This is a genomic window from Photobacterium frigidiphilum (assembly GCF_003025615.1).
GTDB classification, from domain to species: Bacteria; Pseudomonadota; Gammaproteobacteria; order Enterobacterales; family Vibrionaceae; genus Photobacterium; species Photobacterium frigidiphilum.
In genome coordinates, this window is the sequence record NZ_PYMJ01000038.1 from 13,726 (window position 1) to 38,581 (window position 24,856).

The following is a 24,856-nucleotide window of genomic DNA, read 5'->3' on the forward strand; positions in this document are numbered from 1 at the left end:
TGCTAGAATCCTTTTTTAACTACAGATAGACGAAGAAGATGGCAAATAATGTAGTCGTTCTTGGCACCCAATGGGGTGACGAAGGTAAAGGTAAGATAGTAGACCTATTAACCGAAGATGCAAAATATGTAGTTCGCTACCAAGGCGGACACAATGCAGGTCACACCCTAGTCATAGACGGTGAAAAAACTGTCCTTCACCTGATTCCATCAGGCATTCTGCGTAACAATGTTAAGTGTATTATCGGTAACGGTGTTGTACTTTCTCCTGATGCGTTGATGAAAGAAATGGGTCCACTAGAAGCACGTGGTATTCCTGTTCGTGAGCGTTTGTTCCTGTCAGAAGCTTGTCCGCTAATCCTTCCGTATCACATCGCTCTTGACCAAGCGCGCGAAGTTGCACGTGGTAAGAAAGCTATCGGTACAACAGGCCGTGGTATCGGTCCTGCGTACGAAGATAAAGTAGCACGTCGCGGTTTACGTGTTGGCGATCTATTCGATAAAGAAGCATTTGCTGAGAAGCTTAAAGAAGTTATGGCTTACCACAACTTCCAGCTTGAGCATTACTACAATGCTGAACCTGTAAGCTACGATGAAGTACTAGCAAACGTTATGGCGCAATCTGATGTGCTAACTGCGATGGTTATCGATGTAACACAAGAGCTTGATGAGGCGCGTAAGCGTGGCGACAAGATCATGTTTGAAGGTGCACAAGGTACGCTTCTAGATATCGACCACGGTACTTACCCATACGTAACGTCTTCTAACACGACTGCTGGTGGTGTTGCTGCAGGTTCTGGTTTTGGTCCTCGTCACCTAGGTTACATCCTAGGTATCGCGAAAGCATACTGCACACGTGTAGGTGCAGGTCCATTCCCGACTGAGCTATACGATGGTCTAGAGAAACAAGACCCAGTAGGTAAGCACCTAGGTACAGTTGGTAACGAGTTTGGCGCAACGACTGGTCGTCTACGTCGTACTGGTTGGTTTGATGCAGTGGCTATGCGCCGTGCAGTACAGATCAACTCAATCTCTGGTTTCTGCCTAACTAAGCTAGACGTAATGGACGGCTTAAAAGAGATCAAGATTTGTACTGGTTACAAAACTCAAGACGGTAAAACTTTAAGTGTTTCTCCAATGGCGGCTGATGCTTACGAGAACCTAGAGCTAATTTACGAAACAATGCCTGGTTGGTCTGAAACCACGTTTGGTGCTAAGACACTTGACGCGCTTCCACAAGCAGCATTAAATTATATTGCTCGTATTGAAGAATTAACGGGTGTACCAATCGATATCATTTCGACTGGTCCAGATCGTAATGAAACTATTATCAAGGTTCACCCATACGGTGAATAATTACCGATAAGGTAATTGATAATGTTTGATGAAAGCCAACCGAAAGGTTGGCTTTTTTATTGCCTGTCATTTGATGTTACCCTCTAGTCTATTTTTTAAGTGGCAAAAAGTTGCCGTTTTTTATCGCTTTTCTCTAAAGTCTGAAATGGTGTGGTCGATAAGCTATTTACGGCTTAAGAGAGATTAGTTGATGAACCTGCGTCACTTACTATTTTCGACATTACTGGTAGTTACACCTGTATATGCATTGGAAGATGTAGGTGATGCTGTACCTGTTTACACTGACGCTGAATTAATCAAGTTATTTGAAAGTAATGCCCATTTGCAGCAGCTAAAAGCTGATGATTGCCAGTTGGTGCAAGATATTGAAGCACGAGCAAAACGTGTGGAATCCCCTTCTTACCAGTTTTTGTATGGCGATATGTTGGCTTGGGGCGTCTGTGTTGAGCGGGATGTTGAGTTAGGCGTGTATTACATGCAGTCCGCTGCGCATCAGGGGTCACCAGCAGCACTTGAACAGCTTGGTCGTTATTATGCAAAAGGCACGTTAGTTCAACAAGATCGTGAACGAGCTATCCCATATTTGCGTGAAGCGGCTGCAATGGGGAATGTTGATGCCCGTATTCAACTCGCTGAGCTATTATTGAATAATTACGGTAGCCCACTGGATTTTGAAGATGCATACCGCTGGTTATATAACACCGTTACTGCCAGTAAGAGCTCGCATCGAAAAATTGCCCAGCTACGTATGGGACTTGAGCGCCGGATGCCTGAAAACATTATTGCACGGGCAAAACGTCGTGATACTTTTTGGTAAATATTTATCTTCTTGCAAAGCTCCCTGCTTCTAATTCCATTCGAACCGCAATAAAAAAAAAGCGTAGCCATTGGCTACGCTTTAGAACTATGACACTTCGCTTTTATTGCACATACTGAATCAGTGAGCAGCTTCAGCACGTTTCCACAGTATCTTTTATAGTACTTTATGTGGACCAAAGCATTCGTAGTGAATATTGTCTTCTTGCACACCGAGTTCAATAAGCTGTTTTGCAACATGCTGCATGAAACCAACAGGACCACAGAAGTAATACTGCATTGCAGGGTCAATTAATTGTGGTGTAACAGCAGTTAAATCAATCATGCCTTGATAATCGAAATCTTCAGCTGGGCGATCGGTGGTTAGTGGTTCACGATACCAAGTCGTCGCACTGATGTGATCGTACTTATCTGCCAGCGTATTCACATAATCTTTAAAGGCGTGGTGACTACCATTTTCAGTTGCGTGCAACCAATGCACTGATGCTTGATGTTCTGTTAGCGCATCTAACATTGATAATGTTGGTGTTAAACCTACGCCAGCTGAAATTAATGTAACGGGTGTTGTTGCCGGTACATCTAAGAAGAAGTCACCTGCAGGAGCGGCAAGTTGTACGGTATCACCAACAGTTAGTTCATTGTGCAGGTAATTAGAGACTTTACCGCCTTCTTCACGCTTAACCGAGATTCGGTAGTTATTGGTACGTGGCGCAGACGATAAGCTGTATTGACGTATTTCCTGAAATTCAAAAGCGTCAGGAGTGAGGTAGATACCTAGGTATTGTCCCGGTTTAAAGTTTGAAACCGTACCGCCATCAGCTGGCTTGAAAGTGAAACTAGTAATAACGTCACTTTCTTGTGTTTTTTCGATTAATGTAAATTCACGCGTTCCACGCCAGCCACCCGTTTTTTCTTCATTTTCTTGATAGATCGCTTCTTCACGAGTAATGAATACGTTGGCAAGCACGCCGTATGCTTCACCCCAAGCGTCTAATACTTCTTGCCCTGGTGACAACAATTCATCAATCGTTGCCAATAAATGACCGCCAACAATTTGGTATTGTTCAGCTGTAATCATGAAACTTGTGTGTTTATGAGCAATTTTTTCAACAGCAGGCAATAGGGCTGCTAGATTGTCGATGTTGTTTGCATAAGCGCAAATTGCATTAAATAATGCTTCACGTTGATCACCGTTACGCTGATTACTCATGTTAAAAATATCTTTGAGTTCAGGGTTATGGCTAAACATACGCTCATAAAAGTGCGCGGTTAGCTTTGGACCTGTTGCAGCGACAACAGGTGCTGTTGCTTTAACAATATCAATAGTTTGTTGACTTATCATGACTTTCTCTTAAAGTTATATTTATAATGCACCTTATAAGTTGTATCTGATCTGTATCTTTTAGTCAATAACAAGATTAAAATGGGCGAAAGAGGAGTTATTGTGCAGTTAACCAGTTTTACAGACTATGGCCTTCGTGCCTTGATATACCTTGCGACTTTGCCTGAGGGCGAATTAACCAGCATTAGTAAAGTGACTGAAGTTTATGGTGTATCCCGTAACCACATGGTTAAGATCATTAATAAATTAGGTCAACTTGGCTATGTGGATACTGTGCGAGGAAAAAACGGTGGTATTCGTTTAGGAATGCCTGCTAACAGAATTATTCTGGGCGATGTTGTGCGTGCAACTGAACCACTGCAGATCGTTAATTGCAGTGAAGACTTTTGTCATATTACGCCAGCCTGCCAACTAAAAGGAATTTTGGCATCAGCAAGAAGTGCGTTTTTAGCTGAGCTTGATAAACATACTTTGCTAAGCTTAATTGATAATAATCCACCGTTACTCGTATTGCTTGATCGTCCTGTAACGGAATAACGCATATAACAATAACTTCCCATCTTATTAGTGGAGTAAAGTTTTTTGCTTTGCTCCCGTCTGTTCACCTATGGTTTGAGTATACCTAACGTATATTTTGCCAACATGGATCAGCTTATGTCCAAAGGTACAACCGATTTACCGGTCGATCCTTTCCGCGATCGCGAAGCATCAAATTACGAAAACCCAATTCCAAGCCGTGAACTTCTACTTGAAGTGATTCGTGGCTTTTCTACTCCTGTTAGCCGTGATCAGTTATTTACTGAATTAAAGCTAGAAGGGGATGATCATTACGAAGGTTTACGCCGTCGCTTACGTGCGATGGAACGTGATGGTCAACTTATTTTTACCCGTCGTCAGTGTTACGCCTTACCTGAGCGTCTCGACCTCATTAAAGGTCATGTTATTGGTCATCGTGATGGCTTTGGTTTCGTGCGCCCTGAAGGTGTAGGAAACAAAGAAGACCTCATGCTGCCCAGCCACCAAATGCGTGGTGTGATTCACGGTGATTACATTTTGGCGCAAGTGTCAGGTGTTGATAAACGTGGACGTCGTGAAGGTCGTGTTGTTCGTATTTTACAAGAAAGTACCAAGCAAATTGTGGGTCGTTTCTTCATTGAAGACAGCATGGGTTACGTGGTGCCTGACGATTCTCGCATTTCGCAAGATATCGTGATCCCGAACGACTTCCGCATGGGGGCTCGTATGGGAAATGTTGTGGTGGTTGAAATTAATCAACGTGCCACTCGTCAGCATAACGCGGTAGGTAAAGTCGTCGAAGTGTTGGGCGAAAACATGGCGGCGGGTATGGAAATCGAAATTGCCCTACGTACCCATGATATTCCTAACGAATGGCCATCTGAAGTCACTAAGCAAATTCAGGGGCTAGGCGAAGAAGTACCTGAAGAAGCGAAAGCAGGGCGTGTTGATTTACGTGATTTACCATTAGTGACGATTGATGGTGAAGATGCACGTGACTTTGATGATGCTGTTTTTTGTGAGCGTAAAAAGTCAGGTGGCTGGCGTTTATGGGTAGCCATTGCTGACGTAAGTCATTACGTTCGTCCAGCTTCAGCATTAGATAACGAAGCAACTAAACGCGGTAACTCGGTTTATTTCCCTTCCGAAGTGATCCCGATGTTACCTGAAGTATTGTCGAATGGTTTATGTTCACTGAATCCACAAGTCGATCGCTTGTGTATGGTTTGTGAAATGACCATTTCTGATTCAGGTAGCCTGTCAGGTTATAAGCATTACGAAGCGGTAATGAATTCTCATGCACGCCTTACTTACACGAAAGTGAGTAAAATGTTGGATGGTGATGAAGAGTTACGTGAACGTTATGCGCCATTAGTTCCTCATTTAGAAGAACTCTTTGGCATGTATAAAGTGCTGAAGAAATCACGTGAAGAGCGTGGTGCGATTGAGTTTGAAACAATCGAAACGCAGTTTATTTTCAATGCAGATCGTAAGATTGACCGCATTGTGCCTGCAGAGCGTAATGAAGCACATAAAATCATCGAAGAATGTATGATTTTAGCCAACATTGCATCTGCACGTTTTGTTGAAAAAGCCAAAGAGCCTGCACTGTACCGTGCACACGATGTTCCTGGTGAAGAACGCTTACAGGGTTTCCGTGATTTCTTAGGTGAGTTGAGCTTACATTTATCGGGTGGCCTTGAGCCGACACCGCGTGATTATGCGGCATTAGCGGCGTTAATTCACGATCGTCCTGATAAAGAATTGATTCAAACCATGCTACTTCGTTCTATGAAGCAAGCTTTGTATCAAGCAGATAATATCGGCCACTTCGGTTTAGCACTGAAGCAATACGCGCACTTTACGTCGCCAATTCGTCGTTACCCTGATTTAACATTACACCGCGCAATTAAGTATCTAATTGCGAAAAATGAAGGTAAGAACGAAGATCGTTGGACACCTTCTGGTGGTTATCATTACTCATTCGATGATATTGATAAAATCGGTGAGCAATGTTCAATGACAGAGCGTCGTGCAGATGATGCAACACGCGATGTGGCTGATTGGCTGAAATGTGAATACATGCAAGACCATATCGGCGATGAGTTCGAAGGTGTGATTGCGAATGTAACAGGCTTTGGCTTCTTTGTTCGTTTAAAAGAGCTGAACATTGATGGTTTAGTACACATCTCGAATCTAGCGAATGATTACTACCAATATGATGCGATTGGTCAGCGATTGATTGGCGACAGTTCTGGTCTGGTATACCGTTTAGGCGACACGGTTCAGGTTAAGGTTGCTGCCATTAACTTGAATGATCGCCAGATTGATTTTGATATTGCTGGTAGTAACCGCAAACCACGTGGTGAAGGTAAAACGGCAAAGAAAAAACAACAGCGAATGCGTAAAGCAGAAGGTATGCGCTCATTCGGTGGGAACCCTGCTAAGAAAGCGTTCATTGTTGAAGATGGTGAAGCAAAAGCTGAACATCGCTCGAAATCAAAGAAAGTACGCTCATCGGTGCGTCAAAAGCTGAAAGAAGGTGCTGTGCCACAAACTGAAGGGGATAAAGCCTCTGCTGTGGGTGATGCTGCGTCAAAGAAAGCGAATGATCCAAAGCGTAAAGTGAAGAAATCAAGCAAGGCACGAAAGAAACAGCGTGCTGGTAAAAAAGAACGGTTAGAGAAGAAGGCCAATTAATGAGTAATGACATGATTTTCGGTATTCATGCCGTAAAAGCTGTTTTAGCGACAGATCCGGTACGTTTAATCGAAGTATTTGTGCTAAAAGATCGTCAAGATGATCGCTTAATGCCCCTACTTACTGAATTGAAAGACTTAGGTATTACTATTCAACAAGCTGGTCGTAAAGCATTGGATGACAAAGCTAAAGGTGCATCTCATCAAGGCATTATTGCTCGAGTTAAGCCTGCAAAACAGCTGAATGAACATGATTTAGATACCATCTTAGAGGGCTCTGAAAACCCACTATTATTGATTCTAGATGGTGTAACCGATCCTCATAACCTCGGTGCATGTATACGTAATGCAGATGCCGCTGGTGCCGTTGCGGTTATTATTCCTAAAGACCGTGCTGCGCAACTGACAGCAACCGCAAGCAAAGTAGCTTGTGGTGCTGCTGAAGTGATGCCTCTGGTACGTGTAACTAACTTGGCGCGTACAATGCGTGCGCTACAAGATAAAGGCGTGTGGATTGTAGGTACTGCTGGTGAAGCAACGCATGATGTTTACGACAGTAAACTAACAGGACCATTAGCCATTGTTATGGGGGCTGAAGGCGAAGGTATGCGCCGTCTGACTCGCGAAACATGCGATGACTTAATTAAAATCCCAATGGCAGGCTCTGTTTCAAGTCTTAATGTGTCTGTCGCGACAGGTATCTGTTTATTTGAAGCTGTACGTCAACGTCAGATTTAGCCTTTTATTTTAGCTAGATAGTGACATTATAAAGTACATAAAAGGGCTGTGATTTTCACAGCCCTTTTTTATTTTCATTTTACTGGGATTAATGCCTAAAATCTCTTGCGTAAATTGAGTATTCTCTATACTATTCGGTGTCCAAATTCTCGGTTCTTTTTTTAGTTCCTTGCTTCCTTTGGTTAACCGAGCCAAATCTGGAAGCTGATTAATCCGTAAGGAGCAACCAATGCGTCATTACGAAATCGTATTCATGGTGCACCCTGATCAAAGCGAACAGGTTGCTGGCATGATCGAACGTTACACTGGTTCAATCAAAGATTCTGGTGGTCAAATTCACCGTCTAGAAGATTGGGGTCGCCGTCAAATGGCTTACCCAATCAACAAACTGCACAAAGCACACTATGTTCTTATGAACATCGAAGCTGAGCAGTCTGTAGTTGACGAGCTTGAATCGACTTTCCGTTTCAACGATGCTGTGATCCGTAACATGATCATGCGTGCGAAAAACGCTGTAACTGAGCCATCTCCAATGATGAAGGCTAAAGAAGAGCGTTTCACTAAGCGTGACGACCGCGAAGAGCGTTCAGATCGTTCAGAAGCGCCACGTGCAGAAGCTCCAGCACCAGCACAAGCTGAAGCTGAAGACGAAGCTGCAGCTGAGTAATTTGTAACATGACCAATCGTTTGGTGTTATCTGGTGTTATCGCCAAAGACCCCAAACGAAGCCAATCCCCGGCAGGTGTGCCTCATTGTCACTTTGTGCTTGAGCATCGTTCCTACCAACGGGAAGCTGATTTACCTCGACAGGTGTATTGTTACATCAACGTAGTAATCAGTGGTAAAGGTCTACAAGTTCTCACTCAAGATTTAGCCGTTGGTGTACACACTAAGGTATCGGGATTTATCTCATACCAAACCGGCCGTAATGGCATAGGTAAATTAGTGTTGCATGCCGACCACATTGAAATAATTTGTTCAGGAGATTAGCCCATGGCACGTTTCTTCCGTCGTCGTAAATTCTGTCGTTTCACTGCAGAAGACGTACAAGAGATCGACTACAAAGACGTAGTTACTCTAAAAAACTACATTACTGAAGCTGGTAAAATTGTACCGAGCCGTATCACTGGTACTCGTGCTAAATACCAACGTCAGCTAGCTCGCGCTATCAAGCGTTCTCGTTACCTAGCACTTCTACCGTACACAGATAAGCATCTGTAAGCGTAGTAGTTTTTAGACTTATAAAGAGGACAAGATAATGCAAGTTATTCTACTTGATAAAATCGGTAACCTAGGTAGCCTAGGCGATCAAGTAAACGTTAAGTCTGGTTATGCTCGTAACTTCCTTATCCCACAGGGTAAAGTTGTTATGGCTACTAAAGCTAACGTTGAAATGTTCGAAACTCGCCGTGCAGAACTAGAAGCTAAAGTTGCTGAGCAACGTGCTGCTTCTGAAGCTCGTGCAGAAAAGTTAGTTGCTCTAGAAGCGGTTGTTATCGCATCTAAAGCAGGTGACGAAGGTAAACTATTCGGTTCTATCGGTACTCGCGATATCGCTGACGCTATTACAGCGGCTGGCGAAGCAGTAGTGAAGAGCGAAGTTCGTCTACCTGAAGGCGCACTACGTAACACTGGTGAATACGAAGTTAGCATTCAGCTAAACTCTGACGTATTCGCTAAAGTTAACCTAACAATTGTTGCTGCAGAGTAATAGTTTTTAGTGTTAATAAAAAAACCAGCCTTTGGGCTGGTTTTTTTGTATCTGTAATATGCTATTCATTACTGAATATTGTAGTTTCGACAGAACTTCTTCCCTGAAACCGACGCGCTAAATCTTAAACAGTAAATTGACCGTCATGGTTGAATCTCTCTTTTTCAAACCATCGGGTACCCAACTATTATATTTTTGTGAACTGCTAATTTTTATCGCAATGTGTTCGGTAACTGAGCTGGTCAGGTTTATTTCACTTTCTAAAGTACTGTTACTGTTACCCGCTATACCTGTTAGTCGTAGATTCAATTCCATATTTTTTACGGGCTTCCACGTTACTCTGGTACTTGCCCTGATAATCAGTTCGTCGACCGTATCAGGTAAGACGATGTCATCGTCGTCAATTTCATCAAGATTGGGTTCTTGATGTCGATAGCCGGGGCCGGCTTCCACTTCCATTAAGACGGTTTCGCGACGTAAGAGCTGATAACCCATACCTGTTGCTAATGTAAAATCAATAAAGTACGGCCCATAGCGATCGTCAACATAATTAGCATTACCCAATAGATAGGCGCGCTCATTAATTTTCATATCTGACTGTAATTCTAACGAGCCTTTACGTTTGTCTTCTTCGCCATCTTTATTGACTAATAAGTACTTTGCTTCACCTGAGTGACGGAATTGGTTTTTTACATATGTAAGCCCAAGCCGTGTGTTCAACGACTGTGAGTCTGAATTGCCCGACAATGATTGGTAACCAAGCTCTATCTCCGTAGATAACGGTGAAGGGGGGAGGTTCGGTGTATCGTCATCATCAGCATAAGCATGAGAGTTGGCAAGCAGTAGTAAAGCGAGTAAGTATCTTGCCAAGTGTCCTCCGTTGCTCGAGTGTTATTTAAATAGCGTGTAGCTATAAATGCTGGCGGGCAGTTTACCTTAAAATTGTCAGCTTTTGGTCAAGAATAGCAAAGGGATACATCTTGCTCGCAGAAAAAGCGTCATAATCATCTTATCAACAAAAAGGCATCTTTCTATTTATCATGTACGAGATATGCGTAGAGATGACATGAATAAGGTATACTAACAGGCTTCGTTTCAGGTAACCGCGCGATCATTATGGCTGATAATAGTAAACCGAAAAAATATAAAGATACCCAGATGGATGCAATCAAAATGCCTCCACATTCATTAGAAGCCGAGCAGTCTGTGCTGGGCGGTTTAATGTTGGATAATGAAAAGTGGGATCGCGTTGCGGAGAAGGTTGTCTCAAAAGACTTTTATAGTCGTCCCCATCGTATTATTTTTGAAGCTACAGCAGCGTTACTTGAGGGGGGACAACCCCTAGATCTTATTACGTTGTCTGAACATTTAGAGCGTGCCGATAAACTAGAAGATGTGGGAGGTTTTGCTTACCTTGCAGAATTGGCTAAAAATACACCTTCAGCCGCAAACATTGGCGCATACGCAGAGATTGTTCGTGAGCGAGCATTAATTCGAGACATGATTGCTGTGGCGAATGATATTGCTGATGCCGGGTATGATCCGCAAGGGCGTACCAGTGAAGACTTGCTCGACATGGCAGAAAGTAAAGTTTTTGCGATTGCAGAGCAGCGTACCAATGACAATGAAGGCCCACAGAGTGTTGATACCATTCTGGAAAAAACCTTAGAGCGAATTGAGCTGCTATACCAATCACCACAAGATGGTGTTACAGGTGTATCGACTGGTTTTAGTGATCTAAATAAGAAAACAGCGGGCCTACAGGGGTCTGATTTAATCATTGTTGCGGCACGTCCATCTATGGGTAAAACTACGTTTGCGATGAACTTGTGTGAAAATGCAGCAATGGACCAAGAAAAGCCGGTACTTATCTTTTCATTGGAAATGCCCTCAGAACAAATCATGATGCGTATGTTGGCGTCATTATCTCGTGTTGATCAAACGAAAATTCGTACCGGTCAGCTTGATGATGAAGATTGGGCGCGTATCTCATCAACAATGGGTATTCTGATGGAAAAGAAGAATATGTTCATTGATGATAGTTCGGGTTTAACACCAACCGAATTGCGTTCACGGGCGCGTCGTATTGCTCGTGACCACGGTGGGCTAAGCATGATCATGATCGATTACCTTCAGCTAATGCGCGTACCTGGCATGCAAGATAATCGTACTTTAGAAATATCTGAAATTTCACGCTCTCTTAAAGCATTGGCGAAAGAATTAAATGTTCCTGTTGTTGCCCTTTCGCAGCTTAACCGATCGTTGGAGCAGCGTGCTGATAAACGTCCAATTAACTCTGACTTACGTGAATCTGGTGCGATCGAGCAAGATGCCGATTTGATTATGTTTATTTATCGCGACGAAGTGTATAACGAAGAAAGTGCATTAAAAGGCATCGCAGAAATTATCATTGGTAAGCAGCGTAATGGTCCCATTGGCTCTGTTCGCTTAACGTTCCAAGGTCAATACTCTCGCTTTGATAATTATGCAGGGCCTGCATTCGATGAAGAATGATCTTAGAATAAGAATTAGGAATTAACGATGAAAGCGGCGACAGCTTATATCAATACCGACGCGCTAACACATAACATTCGACAACTGCATTTACAGGCACCGAATAGTAAATTATTAGCCGTAGTGAAAGCGAATGGATACGGACATGGCTTGTTACATGTAGCAAAAAGTTTACCTGATGCTGATGCATTTGGTGTTGCTCGTATTGAAGAAGCATTAACGTTACGTGCAGGAGGGGTCGTTAAACCTATCTTATTATTAGAAGGTTTTTATGGCGCATCTGATTTACCTATTATCGTGACGAATAATATTCATACTGTCGTCCATTCAATCGAGCAACTAGAGGCGCTAGAATCGGCTGAATTAGACAACCAAGCGGTTGTTTGGTTGAAGATTGATACGGGAATGCATCGCTTAGGTGTGCGCCCTGAGCAACTCGATGATTTTGTACAACGCTTACATGCCTGCGATAATGTCGCCAAACCATTGCGATATATGAGTCACTTTGGTTGTGCTGATGATCTGGCAAGCAATGTCACTAACCAACAAATTAATACCTTCCTATCGTTAACGGAAGGCTGCAGTGGTGAGCGTTCTTTGGCTGCTTCGGCGGGGATATTGGCCTGGCCCGATAGTCAGCTTGAATGGATTCGTCCTGGCATTATTATGTATGGTGTTTCTCCATTTATTGAACCAGACCGTTCCGCTGAAGCATTTAACCTGCAACCTGTCATGACACTAACCTCTAGCTTAATTGCAGTTCGTGATGTGAAAGAAGGTGAGCAAGTCGGTTATGGCGGCATATGGACCAGTGAGCGCGATACAAAAGTCGGCGTAATTGCGATTGGTTACGGTGATGGCTACCCACGTACAGCACCGAATGGCACCCCAGTTTTAGTTAACGGTCGTATCGTACCCATGGCTGGGCGTGTATCTATGGATATGCTGACTGTCGATCTTGGGCCTAATGCGCAAGATAAAGTCGGCGACGAAGCGATTTTGTGGGGCAATGGTTTACCTGCAGAAGTTGTCGCTGAGCATATTGGCACAATCGCGTACGAGCTAGTAACTAAGCTGACATCACGTGTTGATATGACTTATTTATAATTGTAATTTGAAGAACAGATTAATTTGAATTCATATAAAAAGATTAAAGCCGTAGCTCTTGCTGCGGCTTTATTGTATTCAGTATCAGCTCAATCTGATGATAATCAAAAAGATTATGCCCCAGATTTTGCTGCCGTTCCGTTCGCTTTTTCGAGTGACTCTTTAGGGTTTGCAGTTGGTGCGGCAGGCTTAATTAAAAGTGCTGGTCAGCCTCAGGCATCGTTGCTTGGTGTGGGTGTTATTACCGATAAAAATTCGTGGATAACCTTTCTTGCTGCGAACAATTATGTGTTATCACAAGATAGTCGATGGTTATTTGGTGCTGAGCTATACGCTGCTGATTTTAATCAGGCTGATTATTATGTGGGTGACGGCACATTGAATGATTCTTCTCAAAACGATGCCATTATTGCTGATGGTAAAGAAGCCCAATACCGTTTGACTGCTCGTTATATTTTACCGTTTGGGGCTGGGGAATCTGAGGGGTTCATGGCTGCGATTAAGCCAGTGCGTACCATAACCGGCAGTAGCCCGTGGACGAGTGGGGTATCGTCATTAGAATTTCGGCCGTTTTATCAAAGCCGTGAGTTTACCGATTCTGCGGTTAGTGATACTGGATTTGAAGAGCCGACCAGTGTATGGGGGCTTGAGACTCGCTTTGATTGGGATAATCGGAATAATACTCGTAATCCCACAGAAGGTAGCCGTAGCCAGTTTTCTGTAACCTATTCCCCAGGTGATTCTGACAGCCCTGAATGGTGGAAATGGGAGCTGAGTCAAAGCTGGTTTTGGGACTTAGGCGCATTTAAAGATCTTATCGATCAACAAGTTTTTGCTTTTAATGTTTATACGGGTGATACCCCTAGTTGGAATAATACCCAAAATATTAACGGAAAAGACGAATTTAACCGTCCGCCAGAATACGCAGGTACTCGTCTAGGTGGTTTATATCGTTTGCGCAGCTTCCAAGGCGGTCGTTATGTTGATCGTTCAGCACTGAGTTACAGCATGGAATATCGCGTTTTGCCAGACTGGCAACCGTTAGGTGAATGGCCGGTTTTTGATTGGTATGACGTGCCATGGTGGCAGTGGGTTGCTTTTGCTGATATTGGTCGTGTAGCAGATGAATATAATTTAGTTGAGCTACATAAAGATATGAAATGGAGTGCCGGTGGTGCGATTCGTTTCCAAGTTGAAGGTGTGGTTGTTCGTACTGAAATCGCGTGGGGTAGTGAAGATAATATGTTTCGCGTAATGATTAACCAGCCGTTTTAATTGTTGCCGTACTTGCACACACTCTTCTTCATCGATATGTAGGTAAGACGCACGGATGTTTGTTGAATGAAAATATGTACTAAACCAACATAAAACTAGTGTATCCCTGTGGTTTGTTGTTCAATTTCATCGGTTATTAGATAGGGGCGAGGGTTGCACTTTCAGTTGGTATTGCCTTTTGAAACCACATTAATTCTTGCGTCTTGGTTGAAGCTCTGTTGCAATCAGAGATGTTACTGGAACAAGAAGTAATAATAACGTCTATTATTTACTCTTGGTTTTCGTGACCTGACTCAATGAAGGTAGATGTGTCTTCACGTCATAATCTGTCATAAGTTGTAAAATTACAAGAAAGTCTGATAAACAGACTGTATGCGCCACAACAACATTCGAATATCGGGGATCCATTGAGTGATTTGATTCGAAATGCTCGATGGATTGTACAACTAAAAATATCAGGAACTTCACCATGTTGAAAAACATCAACCCAACGCATACTCAAGCTTGGAAAGATCTGACTGCACACTATGAAGATGCGCAAGATCTACAATTAAGCGACTTGTTTGCTAACGACAGCGAGCGTTTTGCTAAGTTTTCTGCAACATTCGGCTCAGATATTCTGCTTGATTACTCTAAAAACCTGATCACAGAAGAAACGCTGACGAAGCTATTTGCATTAGCTGAGCAAACTGAACTAAAAGCGGCTATTGCCGAAATGTTCAGTGGTGAAAAGATTAATAAGACTGAAGATCGTGCTGTTCTTCACTCTGCATTACGTAATCGTAGCAATACACCAGTCGTTGTTGATGGTGAAGACGTTATGCCTAAAGTTAACGCTGTACTAGAGAAGATGAAAGCCTTCACTGCACGCATCGTTGACGGTGATTGGAAAGGTTATACAGGCCAAGAAATTACCGATGTTGTTAATATCGGTATTGGTGGTTCTGATCTTGGTCCTTACATGGTTTCTGAAGCATTAGTACCTTATAAAACGCGTTTGAACATGCACTTTGTATCAAACGTCGACGGTACGCATATCGCAGAAACACTGAAAGATTTGAACCCAGAAACAACGTTATTCTTGATCGCATCAAAAACGTTTACAACACAAGAAACAATGACGAATGCACACTCTGCACGTGATTGGTTCTTAGCAACAGCTCAAGATCAAGCACATGTCGCGAAGCATTTTGCTGCGCTTTCAACCAATGCTGGCTCAGTGTCTGAGTTTGGTATCGATACAGACAATATGTTTGAATTCTGGGATTGGGTTGGTGGTCGTTATTCACTATGTTCAGCTATCGGTCTATCTATTTGCCTATCTATTGGCTTCGACAATTTTGTTGAGCTATTAGATGGTGCTCACGAAATGGATCAGCACTTTGCACAAGCACCGTTAGAAGAAAACCTACCAGTGATTCTGGCGCTAATCGGTATTTGGTACAACAACTTCCACGGTGCTGAATCTGAAGCTATTCTGCCATACGATCAATATTTACACCGTTTTGCGGCTTACTTCCAGCAAGGTAATATGGAATCAAATGGTAAGTGTGTAGATCGTGGTGGCAACCCAGTTGATTACCAAACTGGTCCTATTATTTGGGGTGAACCAGGTACAAATGGTCAGCATGCTTTCTATCAGTTGATTCACCAAGGAACGAAGTTAATTCCATGTGATTTCATTGCACCGTCAATTAGTCATAATCCATTAACGGATCACCATCCGAAGCTAATGGCTAACTTCTTTGCACAAACTGAAGCATTGGCATTTGGTAAAACGAAAGAACAAGTTGAAGCTGAATTTGTTGCTGCAGGTAAGACTTTAGATGAAGTGAAAGACCTAGTACCGTTTAAAGTTTTTGACGGGAACCGTCCAACGAACTCTATCTTGATTAAGCAAGTAACGCCGAAAGTATTGGGTTCCTTAATGGCTCTGTATGAGCAAAAGATCTTCACGCAAGGTGTTATCTGGAATATCTTTAGTTTTGATCAGTGGGGTGTTGAATTAGGTAAGCAGTTAGCTAACCAAATTCTTCCTGAACTAAATAATGCAGACAGCATTACTGGCCATGATAGCTCAACGAATGGTCTTATTAACGCGTTTAAACAATGGCGTAAATAAGTTCACGTTGTGAAATAGTTGTTAGAAATAAGAACACCGCATTGGCGGTGTTTTTTTTATCTGATAGTTATGGCTTTGTTTCAATGGTGAAGTAGGGTTAATCAAAACAGATTTCGATGAACGCTTTACCGTATTCAGAATTGAAAGGCATGATGATGATGACACCATCCGTCTTATGGGTAATTGTATGACCTCGCCCTGAGACTACTGCTGGGGTTGCCATTTCAAAGTTATAACCTTTATCGGCTAAAATACGTTTAGCCCCACCCGTTACCATGTTGGTAATTTCACCAACCATATCAGTGACTTCTTCGTTGATACCATTCGGGCGCTCACCTAGCATGCGTTGCATGATTTCTAAAGCGAGGTTTTCATCAAAGGTAATCGACATTGAACCTTTTGTTTGTGGGCCAATTAAACCAATTAAACCTGATACATCACCGCGTGCCACTTCATCTTTTTTAATGCGTGGTTTTTGTGGGGCCAATTCCATTGACGCCATGGTTTTCAAAACATTCAAAAGTGATGCTAAGAAGGGATTTACGAATTCTGCTCGCATAATTACGTATTGTGCCTATGAAAATTTAAAATACTATTTGCTGCTTTGACATTTACGGCAAATACCGTGGCTTTCTACGACATGATGATTAATTTTGAAGCCGTATTTTTCTGATTTTTGGCGTAATAATTTTGCTAAATCATCATCATGAGATTCTTCTACATAGCCGCATTCATCACAAATCAATAATTGCGAACAATGATCGGCGTGCCCAAGTACACAGCAAGCAATATAGCTGTTAGTGGATTCAACTTTATGAACGAACCCTTGAGTCAATAGAAAATCGAGAGCGCGATATATTGTCGGAGGTTTAGCTTGAGGCTCAGTGACTTTAAGTAAATCTAATAACTCATAAGCGCTTATTGAACTGTGGTGCTCAATAATTAACTCAAGAACTTTTAACCGTTGAGGTGTAAGTCTAACTCCTCGTTGCTCGCAAAGCTGTTGTGCTTTATTCAGCAGTTGCGTTTGATTAGCCATTAAAACCTCAGAAAACAGCGATAAGTCAGATAGTTTATCACAGCATTCGATAAACGTATGTCTGGTCTCTAAATTCTAGAACAATCAGGAGAATATTTCGCGAGTTTGATCACGCTACCGTATGTATTCAACAAAAATAACGGGATATGCAGATTAATAGCGTTTCCCTAAATGTCACCGGCTTGTAATAGACCTTTATAACGTAAGCGTATTCGGGAAGGATTTGTAAAGAATGGAGAGAAGGTTGAGTAACAATGTTAATTTTAACCCTTTGAAATAAAAGGTGAGGTGATGTGTGAGTATATCCGCCTTTACAGTTTTTAATGGGGGAGGTGGATTGGTTGTTATCTGGTTTTAGTTTCTATCTTGGGCTTCGTTAATAAATCGCGTAAACTAGCGCACCTTGCTAAGAAACACTGTGCTTTTTACTTTTTGAAGTATTGAAAAGCCTATTGGCAATATTTTGTATTTATAGCTCCACTTAGAATGAAGGTATGACAATGGTCACTGATGCTTTATTGAATAACCAAAATGATGAAATAAAAACGCAAGATAATTCTGGTTATCCAATGCAGCGTTTTTCCGTCGCACCCATGCTCGATTGGACTGATCGCCATTGTCGTTATTTCCATCGTCTATTAAGTGAAAATGCTTTGCTTTATACCGAGATGGTTACAACAGGGGCAATTATTCATGGTAAAGGCGATTTTCTGACGTTTAATGAAGAAGAGAATCCTGTCGCATTACAATTGGGTGGTTCAAACCCTGTTGATTTAGCGCACTGTGCAAAACTAGCTCAAGAACGTGGCTATGATGAAATTAACCTGAATGTAGGTTGCCCATCAGATCGTGTTCAGAATGGACGGTTTGGTGCTTGCCTAATGGGTGAAGCAGATCTGGTGGCTTTATGTGTTTCATCAATGCGTGAAGTGGTTGATATTCCTGTTACCGTTAAAACTCGAATTGGTATTGATGAGCAGGATTCTTATCAGTTCTTGGTTGATTTTATTGGTACCGTCAACGAGAAGAGTGGCTGTGATAATTTTACGGTTCATGCGCGTAAAGCGTGGCTCAAAGGGCTTAGCCCGAAAGAGAACCGTGAGATCCCACCGCTTGATTACCCGCGTGTGTATCAATTAAAACGTGATTTCCCAAATATTATCATGGCGATTAATGGTGGTATTAAGACGTTTGATGAGATGGAAGAGCACCTGAAGCACATGGATGGGGTGATGGTGGGTCGCGAGGCTTATCAAAATCCGTACTTGATGGCAGAAGTTGATCAACGTTTATTTGGCAGTTCAAAGCCAATTATTAAACGTCGTGAGGCAGCTGAAGCCATGTTCCCTTATATTGAGCGACAGTTGGCGAATGGTTCTAAACTAGGTCATATTACCCGTCATATGCTTGGATTATTCCAAGGCATACCGGGTGGGCGTCAATGGCGTCGTTATATCAGTGAGAATGCACATAAACCAGGCTCTGGTATTGAAGTCGTGCAATGCGCATTAGACAAAATTTCCCATGATATCGATGTATAACTAACATCAGTATTATTCAGACTGATTAAAGGTTGGCAATATTTACCATCATAAATGGTTATTTTGACCAAGCTTAGAAAGCGTAATCTTAATGAAAGGTTACGCTTTTTTTGTATCATCATGAAATACAATGATTTATGTTCTAACTCAAATTGTGGCTTATTTTGTGCAGTAGTTATATGTAGATAATAAAGGGGAATGAATATGATCGAGTTTCTATTTTTAATCGCTTTTTCATTAGTACTGGTTTTTACCGGTGTCAGTATGATTGGTGTATTACTTGCTGTGGCTGCTGGTTTTGCCATTATGGCGGTCGCGGGTATGATTGGAATTGTGTTTAAGTTATTACCATGGATTGCATTGATTGCGGTTGTTGTGTGGTTTTATCGCGAGAAAAAAGCAGACAAGTCTCACCGAGAGAGATCGACATACCGCCGTCGTTACTAGCGGTATAGCGTTAATTTGTATAGCAACAATAAGTATTTTTGGGCTCAATAATTCAGCAAAGCGAATGAAGTGCGGTTTTCTTGTACAGCTTCTGCTATAGTCTTGCCGATTTTTTAAAATACTTATAAGAGCGGAGACTCGAATGAACAAATTAATGCTTACAGCTGTAGCGGCTGCTGTAGCTTTTTCTGTAGCAGTACCAGCACAAGCTGCAGCACTTTTAGGGGTTAAAGCCGGCGTTGACGTATGGGCTGCTAATGCGAAAGTCAATAGCGCTAATAGTGACAAAAGCGACGACACATCTCCTTCATTTTACGTAGCATTTGAGCACTTTATTCCATTAGTGCCTAACTTCCGCCTTCGTTACAACGACATCGATACCGGCGCTGTTGCTTTCGAACAAACAGACTTAACTGCTTACTACGAAATCTTAGATAACGATGCGATTGCATTTGATCTTGGTCTTACAATGACGAAGTTCGGATCGGGTAACGTTACTCTTGGTGGTCAGAATGATACGTTTGATGAGTGGCAGCCTAGCATCTACGGTAACGTAGAAGTGGGCATCCCGATGACGCCACTATTTGTGTTTGGTGATTTAAACTTCAGTAGCTTCAACAGCAACAGTACTGTTGACGGTCAAGCGGGTGTTAAGTGGTCTATTCCTTTAGTTGCGCTTGATCTAAACGTTCGTGGTGGTTACCGCGTGATGGATTACGATTTTGATAGCGTTAAAAACAGCGATAGCGTGAAGCTTGACGGTTGGTTTGCTGGTGTTGAATTAGATTTCTAAGCCTGACTAATTGTATGAATATTAAAAAGCCACGAATTATTCGTGGCTTTTTGTTGCCTGTTTCTCTGTTTTTGTACCATTTTTAATAAGTGACACATTCATCAGGAAACAGGATTATGACTATAGATGAATTACAGCGCTTATATTTAACCAGCGATTTAGTGGAAGCTGTTGTCGAGCCGTCAATCCAAACTAACGGATGGATTGTGGAATTTCGTCACCGTCGTGGCGGATTAGTCCCTTTAACTGACCATACTGGTAGTGAAAAATGCTATCAAGATGTCGATTCTGCAACAGAAAGTGCGTTTGAGGTCGGTTTTCATCAAGTGAGAATTGCCGACGCTTTCTAACGTATTCTTTCTACTTATCCGCCATATTGCATGCTTAGTAACCCATTAAGCCGCGTCTTTACACCCCTACACCTAACTAAAAGTTATAAAACATTCTCATCTATTCTTTCTTGTTATTTCATTCAGTGGCTAATCTAACATAACGCAATGTATAGGGAACGTCGTGTCATGTTACTTAAGGAATTATCGGCTGTAGCCAGCCCACTCAATGATCAACAAATAGATCAGCTACAACAAGCCGCTGCTGAATCATCACCTCAGCAGCTTGCATGGATCAGTGGTTACTTCTGGGGGTTAAGCCAAACTCAGGCTTCAAGTCATCTTCAGTCAGTATCACAGCCCGGCGTTGTCGCTGCTGCACAACCTGCTGGTAAATTAACCATTATCTATGCGTCACAAACGGGTAATGCTAAAGGGGTTGCCATTGCGTTAAAGGAAGAGGCGACTGCTGCGGGTATTGCTGTTGAGTTAGTATCAGCTGGTGATTACAAAGGTAAAAACTTCGCGAAAGAAACCCATGTCATTATTATTGCTTCTACCCATGGTGAAGGCGAAGCGCCTGATGATGCGATCGACTTACATGAATTCTTACAGTCGAAGAAAGCCCCTAAACTGCCTAACCTGCAATATGCCGTTATTGGCTTGGGTGATTCAAGTTATGAGTTCTTCTGCCAAACGGCGAAAGACTTTGATAGTTACTTAAGCAAGCTTGGCGCTCTGCCGATGTTAGATCGCTTAGATTGTGATGTTGACTATGATGTACCTGCTGCGGAATGGCGAGTGAAGGCATTAGCCAAAGCCAAAGAGACATTATCAGCAGGTGATGCCGACGTTGTGCAGCTGCCTGTTACTCAACCTCAACAGGCTATGTCGCAATACTCCAAGCAGAATCCATATGAAGCGACACTGCTGACTAGCCAGAAGATCACCGGTCGTAATTCTGGTAAAGATGTTCGTCATATTGAAATTGATTTAGAAGGTTCAGGCTTAACCTACCAAGCTGGTGATGCGCTAGGCGTGTGGTATGAAAATGATCCTGAATTAGCGTTAGCCATTGTTGCTAAAGTGGGATTAAGCGGTGAAGAGCTGATTGAGGTTGATGGTGAACATATCCAACTTGTAACGGCTTTAGTCAGTCAATATGAAATTACTTCCGCAAACCCACAGTTGGTAACTAAATTTGCCGCGCTTTCTGAGAGTAAAAAGTTAGAAAAGCTGGTAGCAGATAAAAATAAGCTTCGTGAATACTCGGGTAATACTCAAATCATTGATGTGTTAGCTGAAAAGAAAACCCAATTAAGTGCTGAACAACTTATTAGTTTATTACGTCGTTTAACGCCTCGTTTATATTCTATTTCTTCTAGTCAGGAAGAGGTGGGTGAAGAAGTTCACTTAACTGTTGGCGTTGTTGAATTCGAAAAAGGTGAAGAAAGCCGTCAAGGTGGAGCTTCTAGCTTCTTATCTCATCGCCTGGAAGAAGGCGCAGCGGTGAAAGTTTTTGTTGAAGAAAACAATAATTTTAAACTGCCTGCAGATGATAATACTCCGGTCATTATGATTGGTCCTGGTACAGGTATCGCCCCCTTCCGTGCATTTGTACAAGAGCGGGACAATCGAGAAGCTGAAGGCAAAAATTGGTTATTCTTTGGTGACCGTACATTTACTGATGATTTCTTGTATCAAGTCGAATGGCAAAAGTACCTGAAATCAGGTGTTGTACAGCAACTTGATGTGGCATTCAGTCGTGACCAAGTTGAGAAAGTATACGTACAACACCGTGTGTTAGAACATGCCGATCAGGTATGGCAATGGTTACAAGAAGGTGCGCATGTTTATGTTTGTGGTGATATGAACCATATGGCGAAAGATGTACACGACGCGTTACTGACCGTGATTGAACAGCAAGGGAAGCAAAGCCGTGAGCAGGCTGAACAATATTTAAATGAGCTACGTAAGAGCAAGCGTTATCAAAAGGATGTGTACTAATGACTGAACAAAAACTATCAGATAACGAACGCCTAAAACGTGAAAGTAATTTCTTACGTGGCACCATTGCTGATGATCTGCAAGACCGTATTACTGGTGGCTTTACGGCTGATAACTTCCAGTTAATTCGCTTTCATGGCATGTATCAACAAGATGATCGTGATATTCGTGCTGAACGTGCAAAGCAAAAGTTAGAGCCTTTGCACAATGTGATGCTGCGTGCGCGTATGCCCGGTGGCATCATTACTCCAACACAGTGGCTGGCAATAGATAAGTTTGCTGAAGAAAGTAGTTTATACGGCAGTATTCGTTTAACGACTCGTCAAACATTTCAGTTTCATGGCGTGTTGAAGCCAAATATTAAGTTGATGCATCAAACACTGAACAGCATAGGCATTGATTCAATTGCGACTGCTGGAGACGTGAACCGTAATGTTCTTTGTACCACTAACCCGATTGAATCTGAATTACATCAAGAAGCGTATGAGTGGGCAAAAAAAATCAGTGAACATTTACTGCCTAAAACCCGTGCGTATGCTGAAATTTGGCTTGATGGTGAAAAGGTCGAAGGTGGTGATGAAGAGCCTATTTTAGGCAGCAATTACCTGCCACGTAAATTTAAGACGACCGTGGTGATCCCACCGCAGAATGACGTTGATGTGCATGCCAATGACCTTAACTTTATAGCGATTGCTGATAATGGAAAGCTTGTCGGCTTTAATGTGTTGGTTGGTGGTGGTTTAGCCATGACTCATGGTGATAAAACGACGTATCCACGTCGGGCTGATGACTTTGGTTTTATTCCGCTGGTTAACACGCTTGATATCGCCGCGGCTGTTGTAACGACGCAGCGCGATTGGGGTAATCGTTCTAACCGTAAGAATGCAAAAACCAAATACACCTTAGATCGTGTAGGGGTTGATGTTTTTAAAGCGGAAGTTGAAAAGCGTGCAGGAATCACTTTTGCAGCGAGTCGTCCTTATGAGTTTACTGACCGTGGCGATCGTATTGGCTGGGTTGAAGGCATCGATGGTAAGCACCATTTAGCGTTATTCATCGAAAATGGTCGCTTGTTAGATACTCCAGGAAAACCGCTGAAAACAGGTGTCGCTGAAATTGCCAAGATTCATAAAGGTGATTTTCGTATGACGGCGAATCAAAACTTAATTGTGGCAGGTGTACCTGCGGCAGATAAGAATAAGATCGAGCAGATCGCCCGCGATCATGGCTTGATCGATGATGGTGTCAGTGAGCAGCGTAAAAACTCGATGGCGTGTGTGGCTTTTCCTACATGCCCGTTGGCGATGGCAGAAGCTGAACGTTTTTTACCTGACTTTGTCACGGATGTCGAAGGTGTGTTAGCCAAGCATGGCCTTGCGGAAGACGACAATATCATCTTACGTGTAACGGGCTGTCCGAACGGCTGTGCTCGTGCCATGTTGGCTGAGATCGGTTTAGTAGGTAAAGCCCCTGGTCGTTATAACGTGCACCTTGGTGGTAATCGTAACGGTACACGCGTTCCTAAAATGTACCGTGAAAACATAACAGTGCCGCAAATCATGGATGAAATTGATCTGCTTGTTGGTCGCTGGGCTAATGAACGTGAAGATGGCGAAGGTTTTGGCGATTTTACTGTTCGTGCAGGCATTATTGAACCCGTTCTAGTATCTAAGAGAGATTTTTATGCCTAACTATGCATTAGCAGATTTACTGGAAAAAACGAAGATAGAACAGATCCTTCAATTGGCTGAGATTAATGCTGAACTTGAAGCGCTTTCTGCACAGGAAAGAGTACGTTGGGCACTGGCGAATCTTGGTAGTGAATTTGCTCTCGCGTCTAGTTTTGGTATTCAATCTGCTGTGATGTTGCACTTGGTCACGAATGAATCCCCTAAAGTGCCAGTTATTTTAACTGACACGGGGTATTTGTTTCCTGAAACCTATCAATTCATTGATCTGCTGACTCGCCGTCTATCGTTAAATCTTTATGTATACCGTGCTGAAATAAGCTCAACATGGCAAGAAGCACGATACGGTAAGTTGTGGGAGCAAGGGGTTGACGGTATTAAACAATATAACCGCTTGAATAAAGTAGAGCCTATGCGGCGCGCATTAGATGAATTGAATGTAAGCGCATGGTTTTCAGGGCTACGTCGCGAACAATCGAGTTCTCGTGCATCATTGCCGGTGTTGGCCATTCAAAATGGTGTGTTTAAATTCCTGCCTCTTATTGATTGGACTGATAATGATATCGAGCGATACTTGAATCAATATGATCTGCCTTATCATCCTCTTCGTGATGAAGGCTACCTTTCTATGGGTGATACACATACGACCAAAAAGTGGGAGCCTGGAATGACGGAGGAAGAAACTCGTTTCTTTGGTTTAAAGCGGGAGTGTGGTTTACATGAAGAAGATGCGGAATCTGATGGCTCCGGTATTTAACCGTTCATGTGTAATATTTTCTTTGACCCGTCCTGACACTTTTTAAGTTAAAAAGCCTTA

At 42.6% G+C, this 24,856-nt stretch carries 24 protein-coding genes; 20 read left to right on the top strand and 4 right to left on the bottom strand.

From position 1 onward, the window contains the following. The first annotated feature begins 38 nt into the window (after positions 1–38). Together C9J12_RS24775 and motX are read left to right on the top strand one after the other, a co-directional pair. On the top strand, positions 39–1,355 hold the full coding sequence (locus C9J12_RS24775; RefSeq protein WP_107245146.1) for an adenylosuccinate synthase: 1,317 nt from the start codon (positions 39–41) through the stop codon (positions 1,353–1,355). Between the two features lie 190 nt (positions 1,356–1,545). After that, on the top strand, positions 1,546–2,172 hold the full coding sequence (gene motX, locus C9J12_RS24780; RefSeq protein ID WP_107245147.1) for a flagellar protein MotX: 627 nt from the start codon (positions 1,546–1,548) through the stop codon (positions 2,170–2,172). A 156-nt stretch (positions 2,173–2,328) separates the two neighbouring features. Here the strand turns inward: motX and hmpA are convergent, their stop codons facing one another. Then, entirely contained in the window at positions 2,329–3,513 is a 1,185-nt protein-coding gene (gene hmpA, locus C9J12_RS24785) for an NO-inducible flavohemoprotein (protein WP_107245148.1), read from the bottom strand. 102 nt (positions 3,514–3,615) lie between these two features. Here hmpA and nsrR point away from each other — a divergent pair, with 102 nt between their 5' ends. The 7 genes from nsrR to rplI all read left to right on the top strand — a co-directional run bounded on the left by nsrR (position 3,616) and on the right by rplI (position 9,177). Next, positions 3,616–4,050, top strand: coding sequence for a nitric oxide-sensing transcriptional repressor NsrR (nsrR, locus tag C9J12_RS24790; RefSeq protein WP_006233803.1), 435 nt, complete (start codon positions 3,616–3,618; stop codon positions 4,048–4,050). 117 nt (positions 4,051–4,167) lie between these two features. Beyond that, positions 4,168–6,729 carry a ribonuclease R gene (gene rnr, locus C9J12_RS24795; protein ID WP_107245149.1) on the top strand — a complete coding sequence of 854 codons (2,562 nt, stop codon included), beginning with the start codon at positions 4,168–4,170 and terminating at the stop codon, positions 6,727–6,729. Further along, on the top strand, positions 6,729–7,466 hold the full coding sequence (gene rlmB / locus C9J12_RS24800; RefSeq protein ID WP_107245150.1) for a 23S rRNA (guanosine(2251)-2'-O)-methyltransferase RlmB: 738 nt from the start codon (positions 6,729–6,731) through the stop codon (positions 7,464–7,466). The genes rnr and rlmB overlap by 1 nt, the downstream gene beginning before the upstream one ends. Before the next feature lie 229 nt (positions 7,467–7,695). Next, positions 7,696–8,133 (top strand): 30S ribosomal protein S6, encoded by a 438-nt coding sequence (gene rpsF / locus C9J12_RS24805; protein WP_107245151.1) that lies wholly within the window; start codon positions 7,696–7,698, stop codon positions 8,131–8,133. Between the two features lie 8 nt (positions 8,134–8,141). Further along, complete coding sequence (priB, locus tag C9J12_RS24810; protein ID WP_107245152.1) at positions 8,142–8,456, top strand: primosomal replication protein N; 315 nt, start codon at positions 8,142–8,144, stop codon at positions 8,454–8,456. Positions 8,457–8,459: 3 nt separating this feature from the next. Beyond that, positions 8,460–8,687 carry a 30S ribosomal protein S18 gene (rpsR, locus tag C9J12_RS24815; RefSeq protein WP_006233798.1) on the top strand — a complete coding sequence of 76 codons (228 nt, stop codon included), beginning with the start codon at positions 8,460–8,462 and terminating at the stop codon, positions 8,685–8,687. Between the two features lie 37 nt (positions 8,688–8,724). Then, entirely contained in the window at positions 8,725–9,177 is a 453-nt protein-coding gene (gene rplI, locus C9J12_RS24820; RefSeq protein ID WP_107245153.1) for a 50S ribosomal protein L9, read from the top strand. A 117-nt stretch (positions 9,178–9,294) separates the two neighbouring features. On the opposite strand, the gene C9J12_RS24825 is transcribed toward rplI, so the two are convergent. Continuing rightward, positions 9,295–10,047, bottom strand: coding sequence for a DUF481 domain-containing protein (locus C9J12_RS24825; RefSeq protein WP_107245154.1), 753 nt, complete (start codon positions 10,045–10,047; stop codon positions 9,295–9,297). Between the two features lie 246 nt (positions 10,048–10,293). Between C9J12_RS24825 and C9J12_RS24830 the strand changes: the two genes are divergently transcribed. The 4 genes from C9J12_RS24830 (at position 10,294) to pgi (ending at position 16,195) form a co-directional block, all read left to right on the top strand. Next, entirely contained in the window at positions 10,294–11,691 is a 1,398-nt protein-coding gene (locus C9J12_RS24830) for a replicative DNA helicase (protein WP_107245155.1), read from the top strand. Between the two features lie 27 nt (positions 11,692–11,718). Further along, positions 11,719–12,798, top strand: coding sequence for an alanine racemase (alr, locus tag C9J12_RS24835; protein ID WP_107245156.1), 1,080 nt, complete (start codon positions 11,719–11,721; stop codon positions 12,796–12,798). A gap of 24 nt (positions 12,799–12,822) precedes the next feature. Continuing rightward, positions 12,823–14,073 (top strand): BamA/TamA family outer membrane protein, encoded by a 1,251-nt coding sequence (locus C9J12_RS24840; RefSeq protein ID WP_107245157.1) that lies wholly within the window; start codon positions 12,823–12,825, stop codon positions 14,071–14,073. A gap of 469 nt (positions 14,074–14,542) precedes the next feature. Further along, positions 14,543–16,195, top strand: coding sequence for a glucose-6-phosphate isomerase (pgi, locus tag C9J12_RS24845; RefSeq protein WP_107245158.1), 1,653 nt, complete (start codon positions 14,543–14,545; stop codon positions 16,193–16,195). Positions 16,196–16,292: 97 nt separating this feature from the next. On the opposite strand, the gene C9J12_RS24850 is transcribed toward pgi, so the two are convergent. Then, entirely contained in the window at positions 16,293–16,754 is a 462-nt protein-coding gene (locus tag C9J12_RS24850; protein WP_107245159.1) for a chemotaxis protein CheX, read from the bottom strand. A gap of 33 nt (positions 16,755–16,787) precedes the next feature. Beyond that, on the bottom strand, positions 16,788–17,234 hold the full coding sequence (gene zur, locus C9J12_RS24855) for a zinc uptake transcriptional repressor Zur (RefSeq protein WP_107245160.1): 447 nt from the start codon (positions 17,232–17,234) through the stop codon (positions 16,788–16,790). Between the two features lie 500 nt (positions 17,235–17,734). Between zur and dusA the strand changes: the two genes are divergently transcribed. The 7 genes from dusA (at position 17,735) to C9J12_RS24890 (ending at position 24,796) form a co-directional block, all read left to right on the top strand. Then, positions 17,735–18,775, top strand: a complete 1,041-nt coding sequence (gene dusA / locus C9J12_RS24860) for a tRNA dihydrouridine(20/20a) synthase DusA (RefSeq protein WP_107245161.1) — start codon at positions 17,735–17,737, stop codon at positions 18,773–18,775. 204 nt (positions 18,776–18,979) lie between these two features. Further along, positions 18,980–19,222, top strand: coding sequence for an envelope stress response protein PspG (gene pspG / locus C9J12_RS24865; RefSeq protein ID WP_041394551.1), 243 nt, complete (start codon positions 18,980–18,982; stop codon positions 19,220–19,222). A gap of 142 nt (positions 19,223–19,364) precedes the next feature. Next, a complete protein-coding gene (locus C9J12_RS24870) occupies positions 19,365–20,015 on the top strand; it encodes a TIGR04219 family outer membrane beta-barrel protein (protein WP_011219869.1) in 651 nt (216 codons plus the stop codon). Positions 20,016–20,131: 116 nt separating this feature from the next. After that, entirely contained in the window at positions 20,132–20,365 is a 234-nt protein-coding gene (locus C9J12_RS24875; protein WP_006233784.1) for a hypothetical protein, read from the top strand. A gap of 168 nt (positions 20,366–20,533) precedes the next feature. Then, positions 20,534–22,351, top strand: coding sequence for an assimilatory sulfite reductase (NADPH) flavoprotein subunit (locus C9J12_RS24880; RefSeq protein WP_107245162.1), 1,818 nt, complete (start codon positions 20,534–20,536; stop codon positions 22,349–22,351). Next, positions 22,351–24,042 (top strand): assimilatory sulfite reductase (NADPH) hemoprotein subunit, encoded by a 1,692-nt coding sequence (gene cysI, locus C9J12_RS24885; protein ID WP_107245163.1) that lies wholly within the window; start codon positions 22,351–22,353, stop codon positions 24,040–24,042. Before C9J12_RS24880 ends, cysI begins: the two co-directional genes overlap by 1 nt. Continuing rightward, the gene (locus C9J12_RS24890; protein WP_107245164.1) at positions 24,035–24,796 is read left to right on the top strand and encodes a phosphoadenylyl-sulfate reductase; all 762 of its coding nucleotides are present in this window, start codon (positions 24,035–24,037) and stop codon (positions 24,794–24,796) included. The genes cysI and C9J12_RS24890 overlap by 8 nt, the downstream gene beginning before the upstream one ends. The last annotated feature ends 60 nt before the right edge of the window (positions 24,797–24,856 follow it).